Source organism: Acidiluteibacter sp., from assembly GCF_055129545.1.
The window spans coordinates 35,578-55,263 of sequence record NZ_JBSRUB010000034.1 but is presented as its reverse complement, the minus strand read 5'-3'; the positions used below and the strand labels follow the sequence as shown (position 1 = coordinate 55,263).

Annotated in this window: 14 protein-coding genes; 1 reads left to right on the top strand and 13 read right to left on the bottom strand. The window is 33.6% G+C overall.

Features of this window, described 5'->3' with window-relative positions; genetic code table 11:
- Positions 1-225: 225 nt before the first annotated feature.
- From ACTB0X_RS16155 to ACTB0X_RS16110, 10 genes are all read right to left on the bottom strand, one after another.
- Positions 226-942: an LOG family protein gene (locus ACTB0X_RS16155; protein WP_463026071.1), complete on the bottom strand. Its 717-nt coding sequence runs from the start codon at positions 940-942 to the stop codon at positions 226-228.
- Positions 939-3,791: an excinuclease ABC subunit UvrA gene (gene uvrA, locus ACTB0X_RS16150; protein ID WP_463026070.1), complete on the bottom strand. Its 2,853-nt coding sequence runs from the start codon at positions 3,789-3,791 to the stop codon at positions 939-941. Before uvrA ends, ACTB0X_RS16155 begins: the two co-directional genes overlap by 4 nt.
- Positions 3,792-3,830: 39 nt before the next feature.
- Positions 3,831-4,766 carry a lytic transglycosylase domain-containing protein gene (locus tag ACTB0X_RS16145; RefSeq protein WP_463026069.1) on the bottom strand — a complete coding sequence of 312 codons (936 nt, stop codon included), beginning with the start codon at positions 4,764-4,766 and terminating at the stop codon, positions 3,831-3,833.
- Entirely contained in the window at positions 4,763-5,839 is a 1,077-nt protein-coding gene (locus ACTB0X_RS16140) for an MraY family glycosyltransferase (protein WP_463026068.1), read from the bottom strand. Before ACTB0X_RS16140 ends, ACTB0X_RS16145 begins: the two co-directional genes overlap by 4 nt.
- Positions 5,839-6,381, bottom strand: a complete 543-nt coding sequence (rfbC, locus tag ACTB0X_RS16135) for a dTDP-4-dehydrorhamnose 3,5-epimerase (protein WP_463026067.1) — start codon at positions 6,379-6,381, stop codon at positions 5,839-5,841. Before rfbC ends, ACTB0X_RS16140 begins: the two co-directional genes overlap by 1 nt.
- Positions 6,378-8,822 carry a polysaccharide biosynthesis tyrosine autokinase gene (locus tag ACTB0X_RS16130; RefSeq protein ID WP_463026066.1) on the bottom strand — a complete coding sequence of 815 codons (2,445 nt, stop codon included), beginning with the start codon at positions 8,820-8,822 and terminating at the stop codon, positions 6,378-6,380. The genes rfbC and ACTB0X_RS16130 overlap by 4 nt, the downstream gene beginning before the upstream one ends.
- A 22-nt stretch (positions 8,823-8,844) precedes the next feature.
- A complete protein-coding gene (locus tag ACTB0X_RS16125) occupies positions 8,845-9,609 on the bottom strand; it encodes a polysaccharide biosynthesis/export family protein (RefSeq protein WP_463026065.1) in 765 nt (254 codons plus the stop codon).
- Between the two features lie 68 nt (positions 9,610-9,677).
- The gene (locus tag ACTB0X_RS16120) at positions 9,678-10,877 is read right to left on the bottom strand and encodes a glycosyltransferase (protein ID WP_463026064.1); all 1,200 of its coding nucleotides are present in this window, start codon (positions 10,875-10,877) and stop codon (positions 9,678-9,680) included.
- Between the two features lie 65 nt (positions 10,878-10,942).
- Positions 10,943-12,838, bottom strand: coding sequence for an asparagine synthase (glutamine-hydrolyzing) (asnB, locus tag ACTB0X_RS16115; RefSeq protein ID WP_463026063.1), 1,896 nt, complete (start codon positions 12,836-12,838; stop codon positions 10,943-10,945).
- A gap of 72 nt (positions 12,839-12,910) precedes the next feature.
- Positions 12,911-13,300 (bottom strand): DUF423 domain-containing protein, encoded by a 390-nt coding sequence (locus tag ACTB0X_RS16110; protein WP_463026062.1) that lies wholly within the window; start codon positions 13,298-13,300, stop codon positions 12,911-12,913.
- Between the two features lie 89 nt (positions 13,301-13,389).
- Here ACTB0X_RS16110 and ACTB0X_RS16105 point away from each other — a divergent pair, with 89 nt between their 5' ends.
- Entirely contained in the window at positions 13,390-14,727 is a 1,338-nt protein-coding gene (locus ACTB0X_RS16105; protein ID WP_463026061.1) for a saccharopine dehydrogenase family protein, read from the top strand.
- 31 nt (positions 14,728-14,758) lie between these two features.
- Here ACTB0X_RS16105 and ACTB0X_RS16100 read toward each other — a convergent pair whose 3' ends face one another.
- From ACTB0X_RS16100 to ACTB0X_RS16090, 3 genes are all read right to left on the bottom strand, one after another.
- Positions 14,759-15,373 carry a fumarylacetoacetate hydrolase family protein gene (locus ACTB0X_RS16100; protein ID WP_463026060.1) on the bottom strand — a complete coding sequence of 205 codons (615 nt, stop codon included), beginning with the start codon at positions 15,371-15,373 and terminating at the stop codon, positions 14,759-14,761.
- A gap of 6 nt (positions 15,374-15,379) precedes the next feature.
- Positions 15,380-16,147, bottom strand: coding sequence for an exonuclease domain-containing protein (locus ACTB0X_RS16095; protein ID WP_463026059.1), 768 nt, complete (start codon positions 16,145-16,147; stop codon positions 15,380-15,382).
- Positions 16,148-16,234: 87 nt separating this feature from the next.
- Positions 16,235-19,597 (bottom strand): hypothetical protein, encoded by a 3,363-nt coding sequence (locus tag ACTB0X_RS16090; RefSeq protein ID WP_463026058.1) that lies wholly within the window; start codon positions 19,595-19,597, stop codon positions 16,235-16,237.
- Positions 19,598-19,686 lie beyond the last annotated feature (89 nt).

Sequence of the window (19,686 nt, the reverse complement as noted above, 5' to 3'; positions counted from 1 at the left end):
CTATAGTATTTTGTATTTGTTAATAAGGTGTTAGTTAACTGTTGAAGGTAGAATTTCGCTTTTGTAAGTTATTTTCTACTTGATGTTTGAGCTAAGTGATAATTCAAACAGAGTTTTCAACAATTGTTAATAACAGCTAAAACAAAGCTATAGATTAACATCCTAGAGAAAATGATGGTTGTGGTTAAGTTATTAACGCTTTTTTGTTCAAAAGGCTAATTGAGCTTAGAAGTTCGGTTTAAGTAGGTACTTTTTATAAAAAGAATCAATGTATTCAACAGCTTCCTCTTCTGTATCAGCTAAAAAGAAAAGATCTAAGTCGTCTTTATGAATGTTGTTATTGGTTTCTAGAAGTACCGTTTTCATCCATTCAATCAGTCCTCCCCAAAAGGATTTGCTCATTAATACGATTGGAAATTTTGCAATTTTATTGGTTTGTATTAAGGTTATAGCTTCAAAGAGTTCATCTAAGGTTCCGAAACCTCCCGGAAGAACTATAAATCCTTGAGCATATTTCACAAACATCACTTTTCTAACAAAAAAATAATCAAAATTCAATCGTTTATCATCATCAACATATGGATTAAAGTGCTGCTCAAAGGGCAACTCAATATTCAATCCTACGGATTTTCCACCAGCTTCATGTGCTCCTTTGTTAGCTGCTTCCATAATGCCTGGGCCACCACCAGTAATAACTCCGTAACCTTTTTTACATAATTTATAAGCCAGATTTTCAGCAATCTTATAATATTTATGATCTTCTTTTGTACGTGCAGATCCAAAAATGGAAACACAAGGTCCAATTTTAGATAACTTCTCATAGCCTTCTACGAATTCAGACATGATTTTAAATATTGCCCAAGAGTCGTTGGATTTAATCTCATTCCAATCTTTATCTTCAAACTTGTCTGCTATTCTAAAATCTTTTTCGTCTTCTTTCATGATTTGCTTTTTAATTCTTCCAAAAGAAATGGTGCTGTATGGCTTGTTTTAGATCGACTTACTTGTTCAGGTGTTCCTTCTACTATTATTTTTCCGCCTTTTTCTCCACCTTCTGGGCCTATGTCAATTATATAATCAGCTACTTTAATAATGTCTAAATTGTGTTCAATCACTAAAACGGTATTGCCAGCATCCACTATTTTATTCAATACCTCTAGTAAAATACGAATATCTTCAAAATGCAATCCTGTAGAGGGTTCATCTAAAATGTAAAAAGTATTGCCTGTGTTCTTTTTAGACAACTCAGTCGCAAGTTTTACCCGTTGAGCTTCTCCACCTGACAAAGTAGTGGAAGCTTGACCCAATCTAATGTAGCCTAAGCCAACATCCTTTAGTGTTTGAATTTTATTTAGAATTGAAGGAATATGACTAAAATACTCCACCGCTTCATTAATTGTTAAATTTAGGACATCGGAAATAGATTTTCCCTTGTAACGTATTTCAAGCGTTTCTCTATTGTATCGTTTTCCATGACATTCTGAGCACTCAACATAAACGTCTGGCAAGAAATTCATTTCAACAGTTTGGAGGCCTGCTCCTTTACAAGTGTTACAACGACCTCCTGATACATTAAAAGAAAAACGGCCTTGTTTGTAACCCCTTATCTTAGCTTCTGGCAATTCACTGAATAATGCTCTGATATCTGTAAAAACACCCGTATAAGTTGCCGGATTTGACCGTGGTGTTCTTCCAATTGGAGATTGATCGATGTCAATGACTTTGTCAATGTGCTCTAATCCTGTTATTTTTTGATAAGGTAAAGGCGATTTTCTACTTTTATAAAAATGTTGACTGAGTATAGGAAATAAGGTTTCATTGATTAAAGTAGATTTGCCACTTCCCGAAACGCCACTCACACAGATAAACTGACCCAATGGTAAGCTGATGTCTACCGATTTAAGATTATTTCCTGTGGCTCCTTTCAATACTAACTTTTTTCCATTTCCTTTTCTTCTATCTTTTGAAAACGGGATTTGCAAATCACCATTTAAATATTTGGCAGTCGTGGTATTGTTTTTAAGAAAATTCACAGGGGAATCTTCCCCAATTATTTGACCACCATTTACACCAGCCATTGGACCAATATCGATTAGATGGTCAGCAGCCAACATTATTTCTTTGTCATGTTCCACTACAATAATGGAATTGCCTAAATCTCTTAAGTCTTTTAAGGAGTTGATTAATCTGATATTATCTCGCTGATGCAATCCGATACTTGGTTCATCTAAAATATAGAGTACTCCAACTAATTGAGATCCAATTTGTGTGGCAAGACGAATCCGCTGAGCTTCTCCTCCTGATAATGATTTTGATGGTCGATTTAAACTCAAATAATTAAGGCCTACATCAAGTAGAAATTGAAGTCGGGTGTTAATTTCTTTAAGAATATCCTTAGCAATGACTTGATTTTTTTTAGTGAGCTTTTTATCGATAGAAAGCATCCATGCACTTAAGTCTTCAATACTCATGTTGGAAACATCGGCAATGTTGAATTCATTTATCTTGAAGTAATAAGCTTCTTTTTTTAATCGATTGCCGTTGCATTCAGGGCAATCTATTTTATTCATAAACTTGACTGCCCAGTTGGTAATTAAACTTGATGGATTGTCATCAAATTGGCGACTTATAAAATTAACTATTCCTTCAAATTCAAATGAATAGGAGTTGTTGACCCCTGCGATTGAATCCTCCATTTTTAGCGGAGATGATGTGCCATAAAGTATAATTCGCATGGCTTCATCACTTATTTCATTGACTGGTGTAGTTATTTTAAAGTCATATTTTCGGCCAATTGCCTCTAACTGTTTAAAAATACATTTATCTGTATATTTTCCAAGAGGTTCAAAAGCACCTTGTTTGATCGATTTTTTATCGGATGGAATTATCTTATCTAGATCTACTTCAGATACTTTTCCTAAGCCACTACAATTTTCGCAAGCACCATATGGCGAATTAAATGAGAAAAAATTTGGCGCAGGTTCGTCATAACTAATACCAGTTGACGGACACATTAAGTTTTTACTAAAGTGTCTTGGATCATCTTCTCCTTTCGGTAAAATCAGGATGGAATTTTTACCATGCTTCATTGCTGTAGCAATTGATTCGTCTAATCTTTTTCTAGTCTCTTTTTTTATTTCTAAACGATCAATAACAATTTCGATATCATGCACTTTGTAACGATCCAATTGCATGGTGTTGGTTATTTCTTTTACTTCTCCATCCACTCTAACACGGAGAAATCCCATTTTTACGATTTGCCTAAACAATTCTCTGTAATGGCCTTTTCTACCTTTAATGATGGGCGCAAGAATTGAGATGGCTTGGTTGTTATAGTCAGTTGAAATTAAATCTACTATTTCATTCTGGCTATATTTGACCATTTTTTCTCCTGTGTTGTAGGAGTATGCGTCAGAGACTTTAGAAAATAACAATCGAAGAAAATCGTAAACTTCAGTGATAGTTCCAACTGTAGATCTTGGATTCTTACTCACTGTTTTCTGCTCGATAGATATAACGGGACTTAAACCTGTGATTTGTTCTACATCTGGTCGTTCTAGGTTTCCTAGGAATTGTCGAGCATAAGATGCAAAACTCTCTATATATCTCCGTTGACCTTCTGCATAAATAGTATCAAATGCTAAAGAAGATTTTCCACTTCCACTTAATCCGGTTATGACCACAAATTTTTCGCGTGGTATCGTGACATCTATATTTTTGAGGTTATGAACTCGAGCACCTGAGACAACAAGTGGTTCTACTTGCTTGGTTTCAATTGTTGATTTCGGCATAAATTATTAGAAATAGGGTCTCTAACTATAAAATGAAAGTTATTTTAACTCTCCTTCATTAGGTAATTTTATAACATACGTATTGCCATTTTTGTTTTTTAGATAATTTTCACGTAACCATGGATTGAAAAATTTCAATATTTTATAATTGATTTTTTTCTCTTTCGCATAGGTGGCGAAATTTTCAACACTTCCTGTTATTGTATCGGTATAAAAACTAAAATTTTTGTACAGATCTTTCTTTCGAATGTTAAACCCGAAGTTCTCTGGATTTTCAAATATTAACTTTAGGGCAGCAATTCTAAAAACATATCTTTCGGTCTCAGAATTCAATAATAAATCCCAATAATTAGTGGCCAATTGACGACTCATTTGAGATTCAATTCTGCCCATGCCCGCATTATAAGAAGCTGCTACAAGGCTCCAACTGCCAAATTTAGCATATGATTTTTTTAAATATTGACAAGCTGCGAGAGTCGACTTTTCAACGTTATAACGCTCATCAACTTCATCATTAATTTCTAAACCATATTCTAAAGCTGTGGGCTTCATAAATTGCCAGAACCCTGTAGCTCCTGCTGGCGAAATTACATTATCGAACCCACTTTCTATTAAAGCGAGGTACTTAAAATCTTCAGGAATGTTCTGCTCTTTTAAAATCGGCTCAATGACAGGAAACCACCTATTGGCTTTTTTAAAAAATAATATTGTTTGGGAATGAAAATAAGTATTTACATGCAGCTCACGATCCAACCTTTCTCTAATTTCAAAATCAGTTAAAGGGATTTTTTCATCAGCAAAAGAAACTTGATCAGGAATTGAAAGAGAATAGATATTATAATTTAGGTCTATTCGCTCTTGATATGTTTTTTCTTCTTTTGAAGTATCAAAAGCGTAACTGAAAAGACTAACTATTCCTATTCCGGCTAAAAATGTTAGAAGGTAAGATCCTATTTTTGAGAATGTATCTTTCATATTTTGACTGCTTTTGGTTTCGTTCTTTTAGTTATTAAAAATAACGATAAGAAAACCAAAAAAGCGTATCCACCGAATAAAAATGTGAACATTCCAGACCAATCTTCAATAGAGAGTATATAAATTATTAACAATGTATTTACAGACCCTACTAAGCCTATGATTAGCGCGACTTGTCGGTCTGAGAAACCTAGGTAAGACAAATGATGTGTTGTGTGATCTTTTCCACCGATGAATGGAGAGTTGCCTTTTGCAAGTCTGTTGATGACCACCGTTGTGGTATCGCTTAATGGAATTAAAAAGGCTAAAATAACAAATACAAATTGTTTTGAAATTGCAACTTCTTCAGTAAAACCAATAGGATTCCATAAAAAATGAATGGACATCGCACTTAAAATAATTCCAAGAAATTGACTTCCAGTATCGCCCATGTACATTTTTGATGGGTTCCAGTTAAAATACAAGAAACCAACTAAGCCAGAGATCATGCAAGAGGTGAGCAGAAAATAAATGGATTGCGTATCTGTTGAATAGGCTCCAACTATTAACATGGAGGTAAATGCAAAAATAGAGGCTAGTGTGCTGATTGCATCCATATTGTCTAGCATATTTATGGAATTCATCATACCAACTACCCATAATATAGTGATTACGTAATTTGCAACAGTGGAGTCAAAAAGCTGAATGTAAGTGCCACTAATAATTAATACAATGGCACTCGCAAATTGTACAATAAACTTGAGTGAAGGGTTGGTGTCATATGCATCATCAGCAAGCCCCATTAAAAATGCTAAAGTAGATGCTATTAGGATGCCTAATGTTTCTGGTTTTGCAAAAATTAAACCATGGTCAAAAAATAAGGGGTAGGCTGAATAGGAGAGTAAAAAAACAATGAAAAAAGAAATTCCTCCAAATGCGGGTTTTGTCACACTAGCCCATCTAACAGTATTTTCATTTTTTGCTCGTCCACCTAAATTTTTTGAAAAGCTTAGAAACAACTTATTAATCAAAAATGAAAAACAAAAGGCAATGAATAAAAAAATAAGGTATTTACTAGCGTATATGTTTTCCATTAAAAAGGACTTGTAAAACTTTTGAAATCAATATAATTAATATCTTTTTCTGATAAGATGGGAGATTGAAGCCCCCAGTCGATAGCGATACTACTGTCGTTCCACATTAAGCCATCTTCTGATTCCTTGTTATAGACGTTTGTGCATTTATAAGAAAATATAGTGTCATCTTCTAAAGTTAAAAATCCATGAGCGAACCCTGGTGGAATATAGAATAGTTTCTTATTTTTTTCTGAAAGCTCAATCTTGAAATGTTGACCATAAGTTTTAGAATCTTTTCTAAGATCAACCGCCACATCAAGAACTGCTCCTTTCAATACTTGTACCAATTTACCTTGAGAGTATGGTGGTCGTTGAAAATGTAACCCTCTTAGTACATTTTTTGTCGAACGAGAGATGTTATCCTGTTTAAACTGTACGGTGAAACCTAAATCAATAAATTTAGATTCATTGTAAGATTCATAAAAGTATCCTCTATCATCATGAAATACTTTTGGTTCTATAACTAGTAAGTCAGGAATTGGGGTAGTAGTTATTTTCATTTTTCTTTTCGTTTAAATACTCTTTGAAATAAATTGTCTTTTTGGTTATTACTTTCTTCATAATATCCATAGCCATAACCATAACCATAACCATAACCGTATCCATAGCCATATTTGCCTCCGTATCCATAACCTGCAGAGTTTGCATTGAAACCATTTAAAATTACTGACAATTTTGTAATCTTATTATCAGTGATTAATTTATCAATATTCTGAATAAAGTTCTTTTTCGAATATTCAGATCGAACGATGTAAAGCGGGTAATCTGCTTTTTGGATAATACTGATACCATCTGTTACTAGACCTACAGGAGGGTTGTCAATAATTACTAGATCGTATGATTTTTTGAGAGTTTCAATAAGTTCATCTAACTTCCCACTAATAATTAGTTCAGAGGGGTTTGGAGGTGTAGGTCCGGCAGTAATAAAGTCTAAGTTTTCCTGCTTACTGTGTTGAATACAACTTTCTAAGTTATCTTTTTCAATAAGGAGCGTACTCATACCTTTAATGTTTTCTGCTCCAAAACCCAAGTGTATCTTAGGTTTTCTCATATCTAAATCAAGTAAGATTACCTTTTTTCCAGAGTAAGCTATAATTCCAGCAATATTAATAGCTACAAACGTTTTGCCTTCTCTTGAAATAGTAGAGGTAACGGCCATCAATTTTGGTCCTTCTTTGGCAGAAATAAATTGGAGGTTACTTCGAATTGTTCTAAAAGCTTCAGCGATTAATGATTTAGGGTTTTCGTTTACGACAAGTTGCGATACGGGGATGTCTTTTTTGTATTTTGGTATGATTCCGAGTATACTAAAGTTAACTTTTGAATACTTTTTTATATCAGCAATGGTAGTAATCTGATTATGTAAAGTATACCTGATTACTAATAACACAATACTTAAGAAAAGGCCTCCAAGTATAAATCCAATTACAATAAACTCTTTATTCGGTGTTATTGGTGTTCTTGGAGTTGAAGGTTCTTCTAGAATAATCATTTGTGAAACAAAACCAGCTTCGGAGATAGAATACTCTGTCCTTTTTTCAAGCAACATTGTATAGAATTTTTCATCTATTTCAAATGTCCGTTGAAGTCGATTTAATTCTATTTCCTTTTCTGGAACACCAAAAAAATCTTTTTCTGCAATTTCTAGCGTTTTTTCAAGTTCGCTAACTCTATTGTTCATTTTTGAAGAAATTGCCTGTACGGTAGTGATCAACAGCTTTTTTTGAATATCAATCCGAAAATTAATGTTCTTAACTTGATCACTTGAAACTGTATTGGAGTACAATTGATTTTGTTTCTCGATTAATAAGCTGTTTAAATCTTGAATTAGGCCTTCTAAAGAACCCTGGAAATCAGATCCCATTAAAACAGGAATGATTTGATAAACATCTATTTCTTCAGGATTTACATTTATTTGGTTGTGGATTTCCTCGAGAATGTTTTTTTGAATAGTAGCATCAATAATTGCATTGTCTAATTGATTTAGCTTTTCAATATATAAAGAAGAAAATTCTTTAACACCTGAAACTTTATTATCTCTTTTAAACTCCTGTATTGTCTTCTCAGATTTTTGTTGACGTTGATATACGCTGCTTAGCTGTTCATTAATAAAGTCTAGAATTCTGGAAGAGCTTTTTTTCCTTCTATTGATATCATATACTTGAAATTCCTTAATTAATGCTTCAACAAAATCTTGAATTTTAAAAGGATTTTCATCAATGAAAGAAATTTGAATTGTTTTTGCAGCAGGATTTAGAATCGAAACAGATAGTTTATTTACAAAATCACTTGCTAGAACTTCTTTATTATTCAGTTTAAAAAATAATTGATTTTGCTTTATCTGATTATTGAAATTCTTGATGAAGGCAAAGTTTATTATTTTAATCTTTAAACGTCCTTCAGGAATTTCAATCCATTTATCAAATGATATATCCTTGTTGATATTTTCTTGATTTGAAGCAATGTATTGAATTGTTCCTTTTCGTTCATTTTTAAAATCAATATAAATTTCCCTACCTACTAAGCTAGAGTCAGTTAGGTCGAATTCGACGGAAAATGGGGATTCAATGTATAATTCTTTTTCTAAAAATTTCCCTTGAGAATAATAACTAACCTCCATTGGGAGATTTTCAATTGTTTTTAGGATGAGGTATTTTGATTTTAAAAGTTCTATTTCTCCAGAAATATCACTTGTTTCATTAAATCCTTCAACTTCTAATAATTGATTGGCTCTGTCATTTTTTTCAATTTGAATAACTGCATTTACTCGATAGGTAGGAACAGAATACCTTAATGTTAAGAAGGTTGCTACTAATGCAATCAACAGAATTAACGCTATCCAGATTAAGTTCTTTCGTAAAATGAACAATAAAAGCCCAAGGTCGAACTCATTCGCAGCGCTAGTATTGTTTTGATTGGATAGGTTAGAATTTTCATCCATAAAAAGTACTCAGCTTGAATTATTATTGTCGATTTATAACAAGTAACAATGTAATTGTAGAAACTAATAAACTTATTATTGGGGCAATTTCAGCAATGACTTGTCTTCTTGTTACACCAACTGGTTCTACATAAATAATGTCATTTGCTTGAAGAATAATATCCGCATATTTCAATCCTTCAATTTTAGATAAGTCGATTAAATAAATATCTGGATCTTTTAAGTTTCCTCGAATTAGTTTTATTCTATAAGCTTTTCCTTCTTGGGAAATTCCGCCTGCTAATGCAAGAGCTTCTATTAAAGTTGTATTATTATTCATTAATGTGATGACCTTACCACTTCCGTCACTGCCAGGAAAAATAGTTACTCTTCGATTTGTAATGTTTAGTAATACAAAAGGGTCAATATATAATTCTGCGTATTTTTCTTCTAAAAGTAATTCAGCTTCTCTCAAAGTTAGTCCTGATATCTGAGTCCTTCCAAGAATTGGCAAATTGCAATATCCGTCAAATTCCACTAAATATTCCAGTGAAACATTTCTTAAATTTGTGTTGGTAGCTGTTGTGTTTGAAGTTGTAAAATCGATTAATTTAAATCCATCATTTGTATATAAACGAAAATCTATTAGATCATTCGGGGCAATCTTATACTCTAAATCGCTTTCTTTTGGAGGTTCGTCAAATTTAAATTTTTTTGAAGTCTTGAGCATGATGCTAGGATTTAGTGGATTACAAGAGTATAAACCTAGGAATGCTATACATCCTAATAAATAAAGAATTTTTTTCATGAATGTTTTGACTATTGATGAATGAGTTGCAAAGCTATTAAAATATATCAACTTGGAGTAACAAAAGCTTATCGACCCTTGGTTAATAATTCATTGTACAACCTACTCATATCTGATGCTAATCGTTCATAATGAAATTTGCTTTTAACATGTTCCCATCCGTTTGCTCCTAGACGATCTCTTAAGGCTTTGTCTTCAATTAGTTTGATTAGATTTCTAATGTAATCTTCTTTGTCATTTTGATTGACCAATAATGCTGTCTCATTTTGAAGGACAGTGTTTTTAATTCCACCAACTTTAGTGCTTATGATCGGCTTATTGGCTGCTTGAGCTTCTATCAAACTAACCGGTGTTCCTTCATTAAAACTAGTTAGTGCTATTATATCTAACCCTGAATTGGCCCAATCAATATTTTTAATCCAAGAGGTGAAATGAAGAGGAGCAGGGTTGTTTCCTGTGAATTCTCCGTTAACATGTGGCAGACCAATTTGTGTGGCGTATGCTTTTAGGTTTTCTCTTTCTTCACCATCACCAATAATAAATCCTCTCACTTTAAGATTAGTTCGATTTCTAACTTCATTAATAGCATCAATAAATAGGGGATGATTTTTTATGGGAACTAATCGTCCAATTATTCCAACTGCGACCTCATCATCTTTAATGCAATACTGCTTTCTAAAGGAAGCACGTTTCTCAATGTTGTTAATTTGAAACTTATTTAAATCGAATCCTAAAGGAATGACTTCAACTTTATCTGCACTACAGATATTATATCTTTTTGTTAGTTCTAACTTTTGACGATCACTAATGGCCACTATTTTATCAGTTTTAAGTGCCAAGCCACGTTCTATGTTTTTGTAGATGTTTGTTTTAATACTTCCAAAATAGGAATGAAAAACATGGCCATGAAAGGTGTGAACGATTTTAGCTTTTCCGTAATTAATTGCGGCTAATCGACCAAGTGCGCCGGCTTTGGAGGCGTGAGTATGAATGATGTCTGGTTGAAAGTCTTTGATTATTTTTTTTATTCTTTTGTAGGCTTCTCTGTCTGAAGACATGCTAACCTCTCGTTTCATCTCTTCAATTATAGTTGGCTTTATTCCTAAATTAGTTAGAATATGTTGTGAGCTTTCTTCCGTCTCATCCCACTGCCCACCTAATAAAAGTGTTTCAAATTCGGGTTCAAGGTATTTTGTCAAATAGGCTGCATTAAAGGTTGGTCCACCTAAATTGAATCGATTAATAATACGAAGTACCTTTTTAGCCATGAATTAAAACTTTGAAACAAATGTAAATTGCTTTGGTCGGATATATATCATTATTCGTCGAACTGTCAAGATAAGTATTTTTTCCACCAATTGTTGAAGATAAGAAGCGCAAAAATAGTTGCTGGACTATCTCCGGGATAAGTTGATTGTAATTTATTCTTCAGTTCAGTTACGGATTTTAAGTTAAAAAGGTTTTGGCTTTTGATGAATTCATCCGAAAGTAAATCATCATGAATAAGGGATTTAAGTTCTTTGTTGAACCATTTGACTAATGGAACCTCAAAGCCATGTTTAGGTCGATTATAAATTTCATCAGGTAATAGATGTCTACCTGCATCTTGAAGAATTTTTTTCTTCATTTTTCCATCAATTTTATAATGAGAAGGCAACGAAAATGCAAACTCCACTAAACGATGATCTAGAAATGGCACCCTTACTTCTAAACCATTTCTCATACTCATGCTGTCCACTTTTTTAAGCATATCTCCTTTAAGAACTATTCTTACATCAGTTAATAAAACTTCATTAAAGTCAGAACTATTAACGGTGGATAGTAGTTTTTCTTTTCTTGAGAAATAGGTGTTTTTTGGTGTTTCTTTTAACAACATATTTGTTACAGATGCTTCATCCATTAAGGATGCCCAAGCCCAATATCTATCTTTATTACTAAGTTGAAGACCTTCACTAAATTTTGATAGTTTTCGAAAGAGATTCCCAGTTTTAGAGTTTCTAGATTGTGGCATATACTGCCAAACTGGGCCAAGATTAGAAACCATCTTATTGACTAGATTTCCTTTTCTTGCTTGAAATTCTGCCATATGCTTATGATAGCCCGAAAATATTTCATCTGCACCATCACCCGATAAAGCTACTGTAACGTGCTTCTTAGTTTCTCTACTTAATATGTTGACTGCAAGAGCTGAAGAGTCAGCAAAAGGCTCGTCTATGTTCTCCATAAAGTCATAAAAACTAGCTAACAAATCAGTGTTGGATAGCTTGAATGCATGGTGATTGGTTTGGTATTTATTAGCTACTAATTCGGCATATTTTGTTTCATCGTAAAGTGGCTCATCTTTAAATCCAATTGAAAATGTTTCAATTGCCTTTTTTGAAGATCTCGAAGCAATTGCAGTTATTAATGAAGAATCAATACCTCCACTTAAAAAAGTGCCTAACGGTACATCTGCTACCATTCGTTGCTGAACCGATTCTTCTAAAATTGAGATCAATCTTTTTTGAGCAGACTCGTAATCAAGTATTTTGTTTGATGGCAGTTCACTTGTAATCTCAAGTTGATAATAAGTGTCCATTTGGATTTTGCCATTTGATTGAATAATTGCAAAACTTCCACTATCAAGTTTCTTTACATTCTGAATAAAGCTGTGTGGCTCGGGTAGGTAGTTTAATTGCAAATAGATATTTAAGGAAGTATGGTCTAATTCTCTTTTTATTGGAAATGCAAGTAAACTATCCATATTGGAAGAAAAGATGAATTGATTTTCATCCTTATAATAGATCAATGGTTTAATTCCAAATCGATCTCTTGCTAAAAATAACTCTTGAGTTTGTTTGTCATAAATAGAGAATGCAAAGAATCCGTTTAAAAAGGTGAGGCATTTTTCTTTATAATGAATGTACATTTGAAGAAGTACTTCTGTATCGCTCGAAGTTTTGAAGTGGCAGCCAAAGTTAATTAGCTTCTCTTTTAACGTCAGGTAATTGAATATCTCACCATTGAAAACGATAATATATCTGCCAGTTTCATCAGTAAATGGTTGATTGGATTGATCAGTTGTATCAATAATCGATAATCTTCTATGTCCTAATCCAACAGTATTGTCAAGGTGAACTCCTTCTGCATCAGGCCCTCTTTTCTCTAATTTTTTTGTGGCGTTAGCAACATGGTCAATGTTTAATTGTCCACTTTCGTTAAAAGCTAATATTCCGCAAATTCCACACATTTAAGAAATCATTAAAGTCTATTCTATTGAGAAAGAAAGGTAGTTATGCTAATTTGTATGGACAACTATTTATTATATTTTTTTTCGAATTGATGCAATCAATAAAATTATCCAACCTGAGATTAATAGTAATCCACCGATAGGAGTTATAGGACCCAATAAGGATAATCCATCAATACCTAAAAGTGATTTTGTACTTAATAAATAAATAGAGAATGAAAATAGTATGGTCCCGATTATAAATAAATTAGTGACAATACTTAGTGGTTTGGAAGTAGAATTAATTCTACTTCCAATGAAAAAAAGCATGATGGCGTGAAATAATTGATAACGAACACCCGTTTGAAAACTTTCTAATTGCTCTATTGAAAGGTGACTTTTGAGTGCATGCGCTCCCATGGCACCTAAAGCAACAGCCAGTAGGCCGAACGTTGATCCAAAAATAAATGCTTTGTTTTTCATTAGAGAATATATTTTAACTGTAATATAATTTGATATTGACAAAGGTAAACCATTAATTTAGCCTACTCACAAAAGAGAATAAATTTCACATGAAAAAGATATTGTTGATAGGAGCAGGGCGATCCACTATTTCGTTGATTGATTACTTGCTAGAGAATTTGGAAAAGGAAGATTGGACGTTATTAGTTGGGGATCAAAATATCGATTTCGCTGAATCAAAAATTGGAAATAATAAACGGGCTACTGCTATTGCATTTGATGTAACTGACGATGATCAGCGGACAAAGGAAATTGAGGCAGCGGATATTGTAATCTCAATGTTGCCTGCTCATATGCATGTTTCTGTTGCTAAAGATTGTATCCGATTTAAGAAAAATATGGTTACTGCTTCCTATGTTTCAAAAGAAATGCGAGCATTAGAGCAAGAAGCCATCGCGAATGGAGTGACGATTATCAATGAAATTGGTGTAGATCCAGGCATTGATCATTTATCTGCCATGAAGGTGATAGATGAAATTAGAGGAAAAGGAGGAAAAGTGATAGAATTTGAAACTTTCACTGGTGGACTAATTGCACCTGAAAGTGACAATAATCCTTGGAATTATAAATTTACATGGAATCCAAGAAATGTGGTGCTGGCAGGACAGGGAGGAGCGGTAAAGTTTATCCAAAGCGGAACCTATAAATACATCCCTTATCATAAATTATTCAGAAGAACTGAGATTATAGATGTGGAAGGGTATGGCAAATTTGAAGGATACGCCAATAGAGATTCTTTAACGTATCGTTCTGTTTACCATCTAGAGGATGTTAAAACAATGTATAGAGGGACTTTGAGAAGGCCTGGATTTTCTAAAGCATGGAATGTGTTCGTTCAATTAGGCGCAACGGATGATTCTTATCAAATTGAGCATTCTGATCAGATGACATTTAGAGATTTTATAAATCTTTTTTTGGCCTACAACCCAAATGATTCTGTGGAATTAAAATTGAAATACTATCTAAATATGCATCAGGATGACGTGGATTTATTTAGCAAGTTAGAATGGTTGGATATTTTTAAACCAATAAAAATTCCTTTAAAGAATGCTACGCCAGCTCAAATCTTACAATATATTTTAGAGCGCAAATGGTCATTGAATAAAGAAGACAAAGACATGATTGTGATGTGGCATAAGTTTGTATACGAATTGGATGGAGAGCAACATGAATTGCATTCATCAATGGTAGTGAAAGGAGAGGATAGCTTAAGAACTGCGATGGCAAAAACAGTAGGTTATCCAGTTGCTATTGCTGCAAAAATGTTATTAAAGGGAATAATTGATATGCCGGGTGTCCAAATTCCAATTGCAAAAGAGATCTATGAACCTGTTTTGGAAGAATTAAAAAAATACGGAGTCAATTTCAAGGAGAAAATGATCCACTAAAATAAAAGGCTCGGCGATTTCGCCGAGCCTTTTATTTTATCTTCAAATCCAATACTTTTTGATTGGCCAAGAATCCTTCGAGGTGGTCGTTGATACTCACTTTTCCGACCCCTTCAGGAGTTCCTGTAAAAATTAAGTCGCCGATTTTGAGCGTAACAAATTGTGAGATGTAAGCAATAATTTGATCGATTGAAAAAATCATATCTACACTGTTTCCAATTTGCCTTTGCTCCCCATTGATAGTTAAATAAAAGTCGATGTCTTTAATGCTTTTAAATTTATTAATCGGAATGAATTGATTTCCAACTGGTGCAGACCCATCAAATGCTTTCGCTTTTTCCCATGGCAACCCTTTTTCTTTACATTCATTTTGTATGTCTCTTGCTGTAAAGTCAATTCCTAAACTAATTTCATTGTAATATTTGTGGGCAAATCGCTCTTCAATATTTTTTCCCAATCGATCTATTCGAACTACAATTTCTGTTTCATAATTGATCTCGTTTGAGAATTCAGGAATGAAAAATGGCATTTTTTTTGGCAACAGAGCAGTGTCAGGTTTAAAAAAGAAAACGGGCTCGGCTGGTAATGGATTATTTAGCTCTTTAGCGTGTTTGGCGTAATTTCTGCCGATGCAAATTATCTTCATACATTCTTATTTACCAAAACTTCTCATCTTAATCGCGGTCAATACTTTTTTTGTGTAAAGCGGGAAATCGCCTTTCATCATCCAATCGTAGTAGGAGGATTCACTTTTAAGAATTGATTCTACTGATTTTCCTTTGTGCTTGCCAAAATTGAACACTTCAATATTATTATCATCAAATACAATTCGACCCATCAAGTCCGCATTGTTTCCTCTTTTTGAAAATTCAGACAAAAAGTTAACATCATTTTCTAGTTCAGGGTATTTTTTGATTTGTGCTTCTAATACCTCATAAGTTGCCAAGTTATCTGCTTCAGCTCCGTGAGCTCCAACTAGTTCTTTATCACAATAAAATCGATAAGCAGCGACTAAGGTTCTTTGTTCCATTCGGTGAAAAATATTTTGAACATCCACTAATTTTCTAGTAGAAAGATCAAAGTCAACTTCTGCTCTTAGAAATTCTTCCATTAGCATTGGCACATCAAACTTATTGCTGTTGTATCCTGCTAAATCTGAATTGCCAATGAATTGTGCTATCCCCTTTGCCAATGCTCTAAAGGTTGGTTCATCTTTTACATCTTCATTAGAAATCCCATGAATACTAGTGGACTCTGCTGAGATAGGAATAGTCGGATTGACTCTTCTTGTTTTAATTTCTCTTTTTCCATCTTTATGCAGTTTTAAGATAGAAATCTCTACAATTCTATCAGAAGCTACGTTTACTCCTGTAGTCTCTAAATCAAAGAATACAATTGGCTTGTTTAATTCTAAATTCATTGGTTTGATTTTTTACAAACTTAATGGATTATTAAAAAAAAAGAGGGAAACTTTTAAAGTTTCCCTCTTTTCAACTTATATGTGCTGTTATTTCACGAATACTCTTACGTATTGGAATTTTTCGTAAACCTTCTTATTGGTTAAATAATCTCCTTTGTATTCAGGTCCTGTAATTAGCGTGTTAATGTCTACAAAGTTGTATTGACTAGGTTTTAATCCTCTCTTCAACATCACTCTTTCTAGTAATGCTTTCGTGTCATAAGCTCGCTTAGAAGAAACGATTGTATTGTTTTTCCAAGTTCTTGTTGGCACTTTAGATGCACTGGAAGTAATAATGATATCAGCATAACCTCTTTGTTTAACCAATTCTGCAATATCATTTGCAAACATTAAGAACTGTTGATTATTCTCACTAATGTCTTTTACGTTGTAAGTAAAGAATTTCTGGAAATATACAATTACACCTTCTAGTTCAGCAGGAGTAGGGTATGACTCATCATACTTAATCCCTTCTCTTGCTTCCAGGCTGTATGCTTTTGTATTGTATACTCTTTCTCCATTAGGCCCAATAGAATAAGTTAAACCAATATTTTTCTTCACAGTAGGAGTGAAAACATATAACCCATCTTTAACTTTATTCAATACCATTGGTTCTCCATCCGAATTTGTCAATAAAATTTGACTAGCTAGAGGATACTCCCCATCTATTGCATCAAACTCTACAAAATATTGTTTGTCAGTAGAAAGGTTGTAGAAGTTGAACGAACCTACTTGGTCGGTTGTGGCAGAGGCTAATAATGATTGCACATCATTTAATAACCTGACGTTAGCACCACTTACTGGTTTATTATTTATGGTTAGTAATCCACCAACGTTAGTGACATAAACAGGAGACTTGTCTGCTTCAGGAACAAATTCATACAGCCCTTTACCCACTTTTTTGAAGTTTAGTGGCTTGCCATCTTTGTTCATGATTACAATGTTATCATCCGTTGGTAATTGCTCATCTGGTGCATTGATTCGAATTAAATACTTTTTAGTCGGATCTAATTTGTAGAAATTGAATACTCCAGCATCATCGGTAGTAGATGAAGACAGTAAGGATTGTTTATCGTCTAACAAATCAATACTAACACCTCTCAATGGTTCTCCATTGCTTGCGATTGCTCCTTGAACTGTCGCTTCTTTGGAGACGGTTGTTTTTATGTTATCCGGAATGAACTCAAATTCCCCCTCACGTATTTTTCTAAATATAAGTACCTCGCCTTTTTCATTCACGATTGAAATATCATTCTCGTCAGGCAACTGTTCTTTTTCTACATCAAAAACAATGAGATAACGTTCATTAGAATTTAACTTACTAAAATTAAAAACACCGGCATTATCAGTTTCTGTATAGGCAATGAGGTCATCATCTTTATCAAACAGTTTCACATTAACTTTCTTTAAAGGCATTCCATTTTTTGTAGCTAATCCTGCAATATCAGTTGTGTAAGTTGCTTTTTCAGCTGCCTTCCTTGGGTTAAATTGATAAAGTCCTTCACCGATCTTTTTGAATAGAAGTTCTTCACCTTTTTCGTTCATAATGACTATCTGATTACGACGCAAAACTTCAGGGTCTTCTGTATTAATTCTTATAAAGTAAATACTGTCAGGATCTAAGCTAGCGAAATTAAAAACTCCTGCATCGTCTGTCGTAGAGCTATTTAATAAGTTTTTGTCCATGCTTAGAAGGTCTATTGAAACACCACTTTTCTTAGCACCTTCAACAGTTAGGACACCATTTATATCTTCTTTCTCTCCTGCAATAAGTTCACCGTTTTTCCCGACACGAACCGGCTTCAAACGAATTGCTTTATAGATTTCTTGATACATAGAACCATCAGGAACGAATATATCTTCTTCATAAGACTGGTATTCGTCAGCCTCATAAACTAAATGATAGCTCGTGTTTGGACGAAGTATAGCACTAAATTTTCCATCTCGTTGTCTTGGCGTGTAGTACCCAACTAAAGTTCCTGTAGAATTGTCCACAATAGTAACTTGTGCTCCTTCAGGGGGAGTCATTCGATCTATAAAAGTAAATTCTCCTGTGTATAAAGTAAGTCCAGTTTCTTTTGCATCGAAAAGTTGAATCATATAAATATCTTTGTCTCCGTAGCCTTTTTCTTTAAACGAAGAAAAATAACCTCTTTTACCATCTGGCGTGGTTACAAAAAATACATCATCATCCACTGAGTTTATTGGATAACCTAAATTTACTGGTTTTGCCCATTTGTTACTATCTTCTAAATAAACCACACTAAAAATATCATACCCTCCGATACTTGAATGTCCATTAGAACTGAAGTACATCGTAACTCCATCGGGGTGAATAAATACACCATCTTCATCACCTGAAGTGTTAATTTGTGGACCAGCATTTTGAGGTGCAGCCCAATTTCCTGTAGGTAAAAGATTACAGAAGTATACATCTTTACCGCCAAAACCACCTTCACGGTCACTTACATAGAATAATTTTTTTCCGTCAGGGGAAATGGCTACGTGAGTTTCATAAGCATCTGAATTAATATTTGATCCAAACTTTGTAGGGGTAGACCACACTTCAATGCCTGCAGAGTCAGATTCTAGTTTAGAATAATACAAATTTCCATCGCCATTATCATCTTTATAGATATAGAGTGTTCTGCCATCAATTGAAAGATTTATTGTGGCTTCGTGTCCTGTAGTATTTATATTTAATCGCTCTGGTTTACCCCATGAGCCATCGTCATTATAGGAAACATAAAGGTCTTCGTAATACAATGCATCATTGTAATCCTTTAAATATAAATTGGAGCTATCATCTAACAATCTTCTTGAAGTAAAGTAAATCGCTGACTCATCAATTCTGACAACTGGACTGTAATCCGGGTATTCAGAGTTTAATTCTCCACCCAAGTTTGTTACCTCAATATTTACAGGGTGAGCTACAGAATATTTAGCATATTTAGCTTGTTCAATTCTTCGCTTATTATTGTCGTATAAATAGTTTTTAGAAGTAATCGCTTTCTCAAATTTTTCAAAACTTACTATTGCTTCATCAAATTTGTAATTTAAATGCTGCGCTATTCCTAAATAATAATGGGCATAAATAGGAGCACTTTTTTCACTTGTTGAATAGGGATCATAATTTGTAGCCACATCGTTTGCTGCTACTTTTAAATAACTTATTGACTCTGCTTTCTCCTTATTGCTGGTAGAGTTCAACATACAAACACCAACGTTATAGTTGATGTTGGCGTTGTCCTTATTCCCGTCGTACAAATCCATCCAGATTGGAAGCGCTACTTTATAATTATTTTCTTCCATTAAATAGTTGGCTTCAACAAACTTATCGCGGAAGGATTTTTGTGCAAAAGCAGTTATAGTTAATAAACTAATGCACAATAAAAAAAGCGTCTTTTTCATAAAAAGATATAATAAGGGATTATTAATATCCTACAAATATATTCTAAATGAGGAATATTAAAAGAATCAAAAGTAAATAATCTACGAAG

What these genes read in the sequence shown, in the direction of transcription:
- ACTB0X_RS16155 (WP_463026071.1), bottom strand. Translation starts at nt 942, where the DNA reads ATGAAAGAAGACGAAAAAGATTTTAGAATAGCAGACAAGTTTGAAGAT.
- uvrA (WP_463026070.1), bottom strand. Translation starts at nt 3,791, where the DNA reads ATGCCGAAATCAACAATTGAAACCAAGCAAGTAGAACCACTTGTTGTC.
- ACTB0X_RS16145 (WP_463026069.1), bottom strand. Translation starts at nt 4,766, where the DNA reads ATGAAAGATACATTCTCAAAAATAGGATCTTACCTTCTAACATTTTTA.
- ACTB0X_RS16140 (WP_463026068.1), bottom strand. Translation starts at nt 5,839, where the DNA reads ATGGAAAACATATACGCTAGTAAATACCTTATTTTTTTATTCATTGCC.
- rfbC (WP_463026067.1), bottom strand. Translation starts at nt 6,381, where the DNA reads ATGAAAATAACTACTACCCCAATTCCTGACTTACTAGTTATAGAACCA.
- ACTB0X_RS16130 (WP_463026066.1), bottom strand. Translation starts at nt 8,822, where the DNA reads ATGGATGAAAATTCTAACCTATCCAATCAAAACAATACTAGCGCTGCG.
- ACTB0X_RS16125 (WP_463026065.1), bottom strand. Translation starts at nt 9,609, where the DNA reads ATGAAAAAAATTCTTTATTTATTAGGATGTATAGCATTCCTAGGTTTA.
- ACTB0X_RS16120 (WP_463026064.1), bottom strand. Translation starts at nt 10,877, where the DNA reads ATGGCTAAAAAGGTACTTCGTATTATTAATCGATTCAATTTAGGTGGA.
- asnB (WP_463026063.1), bottom strand. Translation starts at nt 12,838, where the DNA reads ATGTGTGGAATTTGCGGAATATTAGCTTTTAACGAAAGTGGACAATTA.
- ACTB0X_RS16110 (WP_463026062.1), bottom strand. Translation starts at nt 13,300, where the DNA reads ATGAAAAACAAAGCATTTATTTTTGGATCAACGTTCGGCCTACTGGCT.
- ACTB0X_RS16105 (WP_463026061.1), top strand. Translation starts at nt 13,390, where the DNA reads ATGAAAAAGATATTGTTGATAGGAGCAGGGCGATCCACTATTTCGTTG.
- ACTB0X_RS16100 (WP_463026060.1), bottom strand. Translation starts at nt 15,373, where the DNA reads ATGAAGATAATTTGCATCGGCAGAAATTACGCCAAACACGCTAAAGAG.
- ACTB0X_RS16095 (WP_463026059.1), bottom strand. Translation starts at nt 16,147, where the DNA reads ATGAATTTAGAATTAAACAAGCCAATTGTATTCTTTGATTTAGAGACT.
- ACTB0X_RS16090 (WP_463026058.1), bottom strand. Translation starts at nt 19,597, where the DNA reads ATGAAAAAGACGCTTTTTTTATTGTGCATTAGTTTATTAACTATAACT.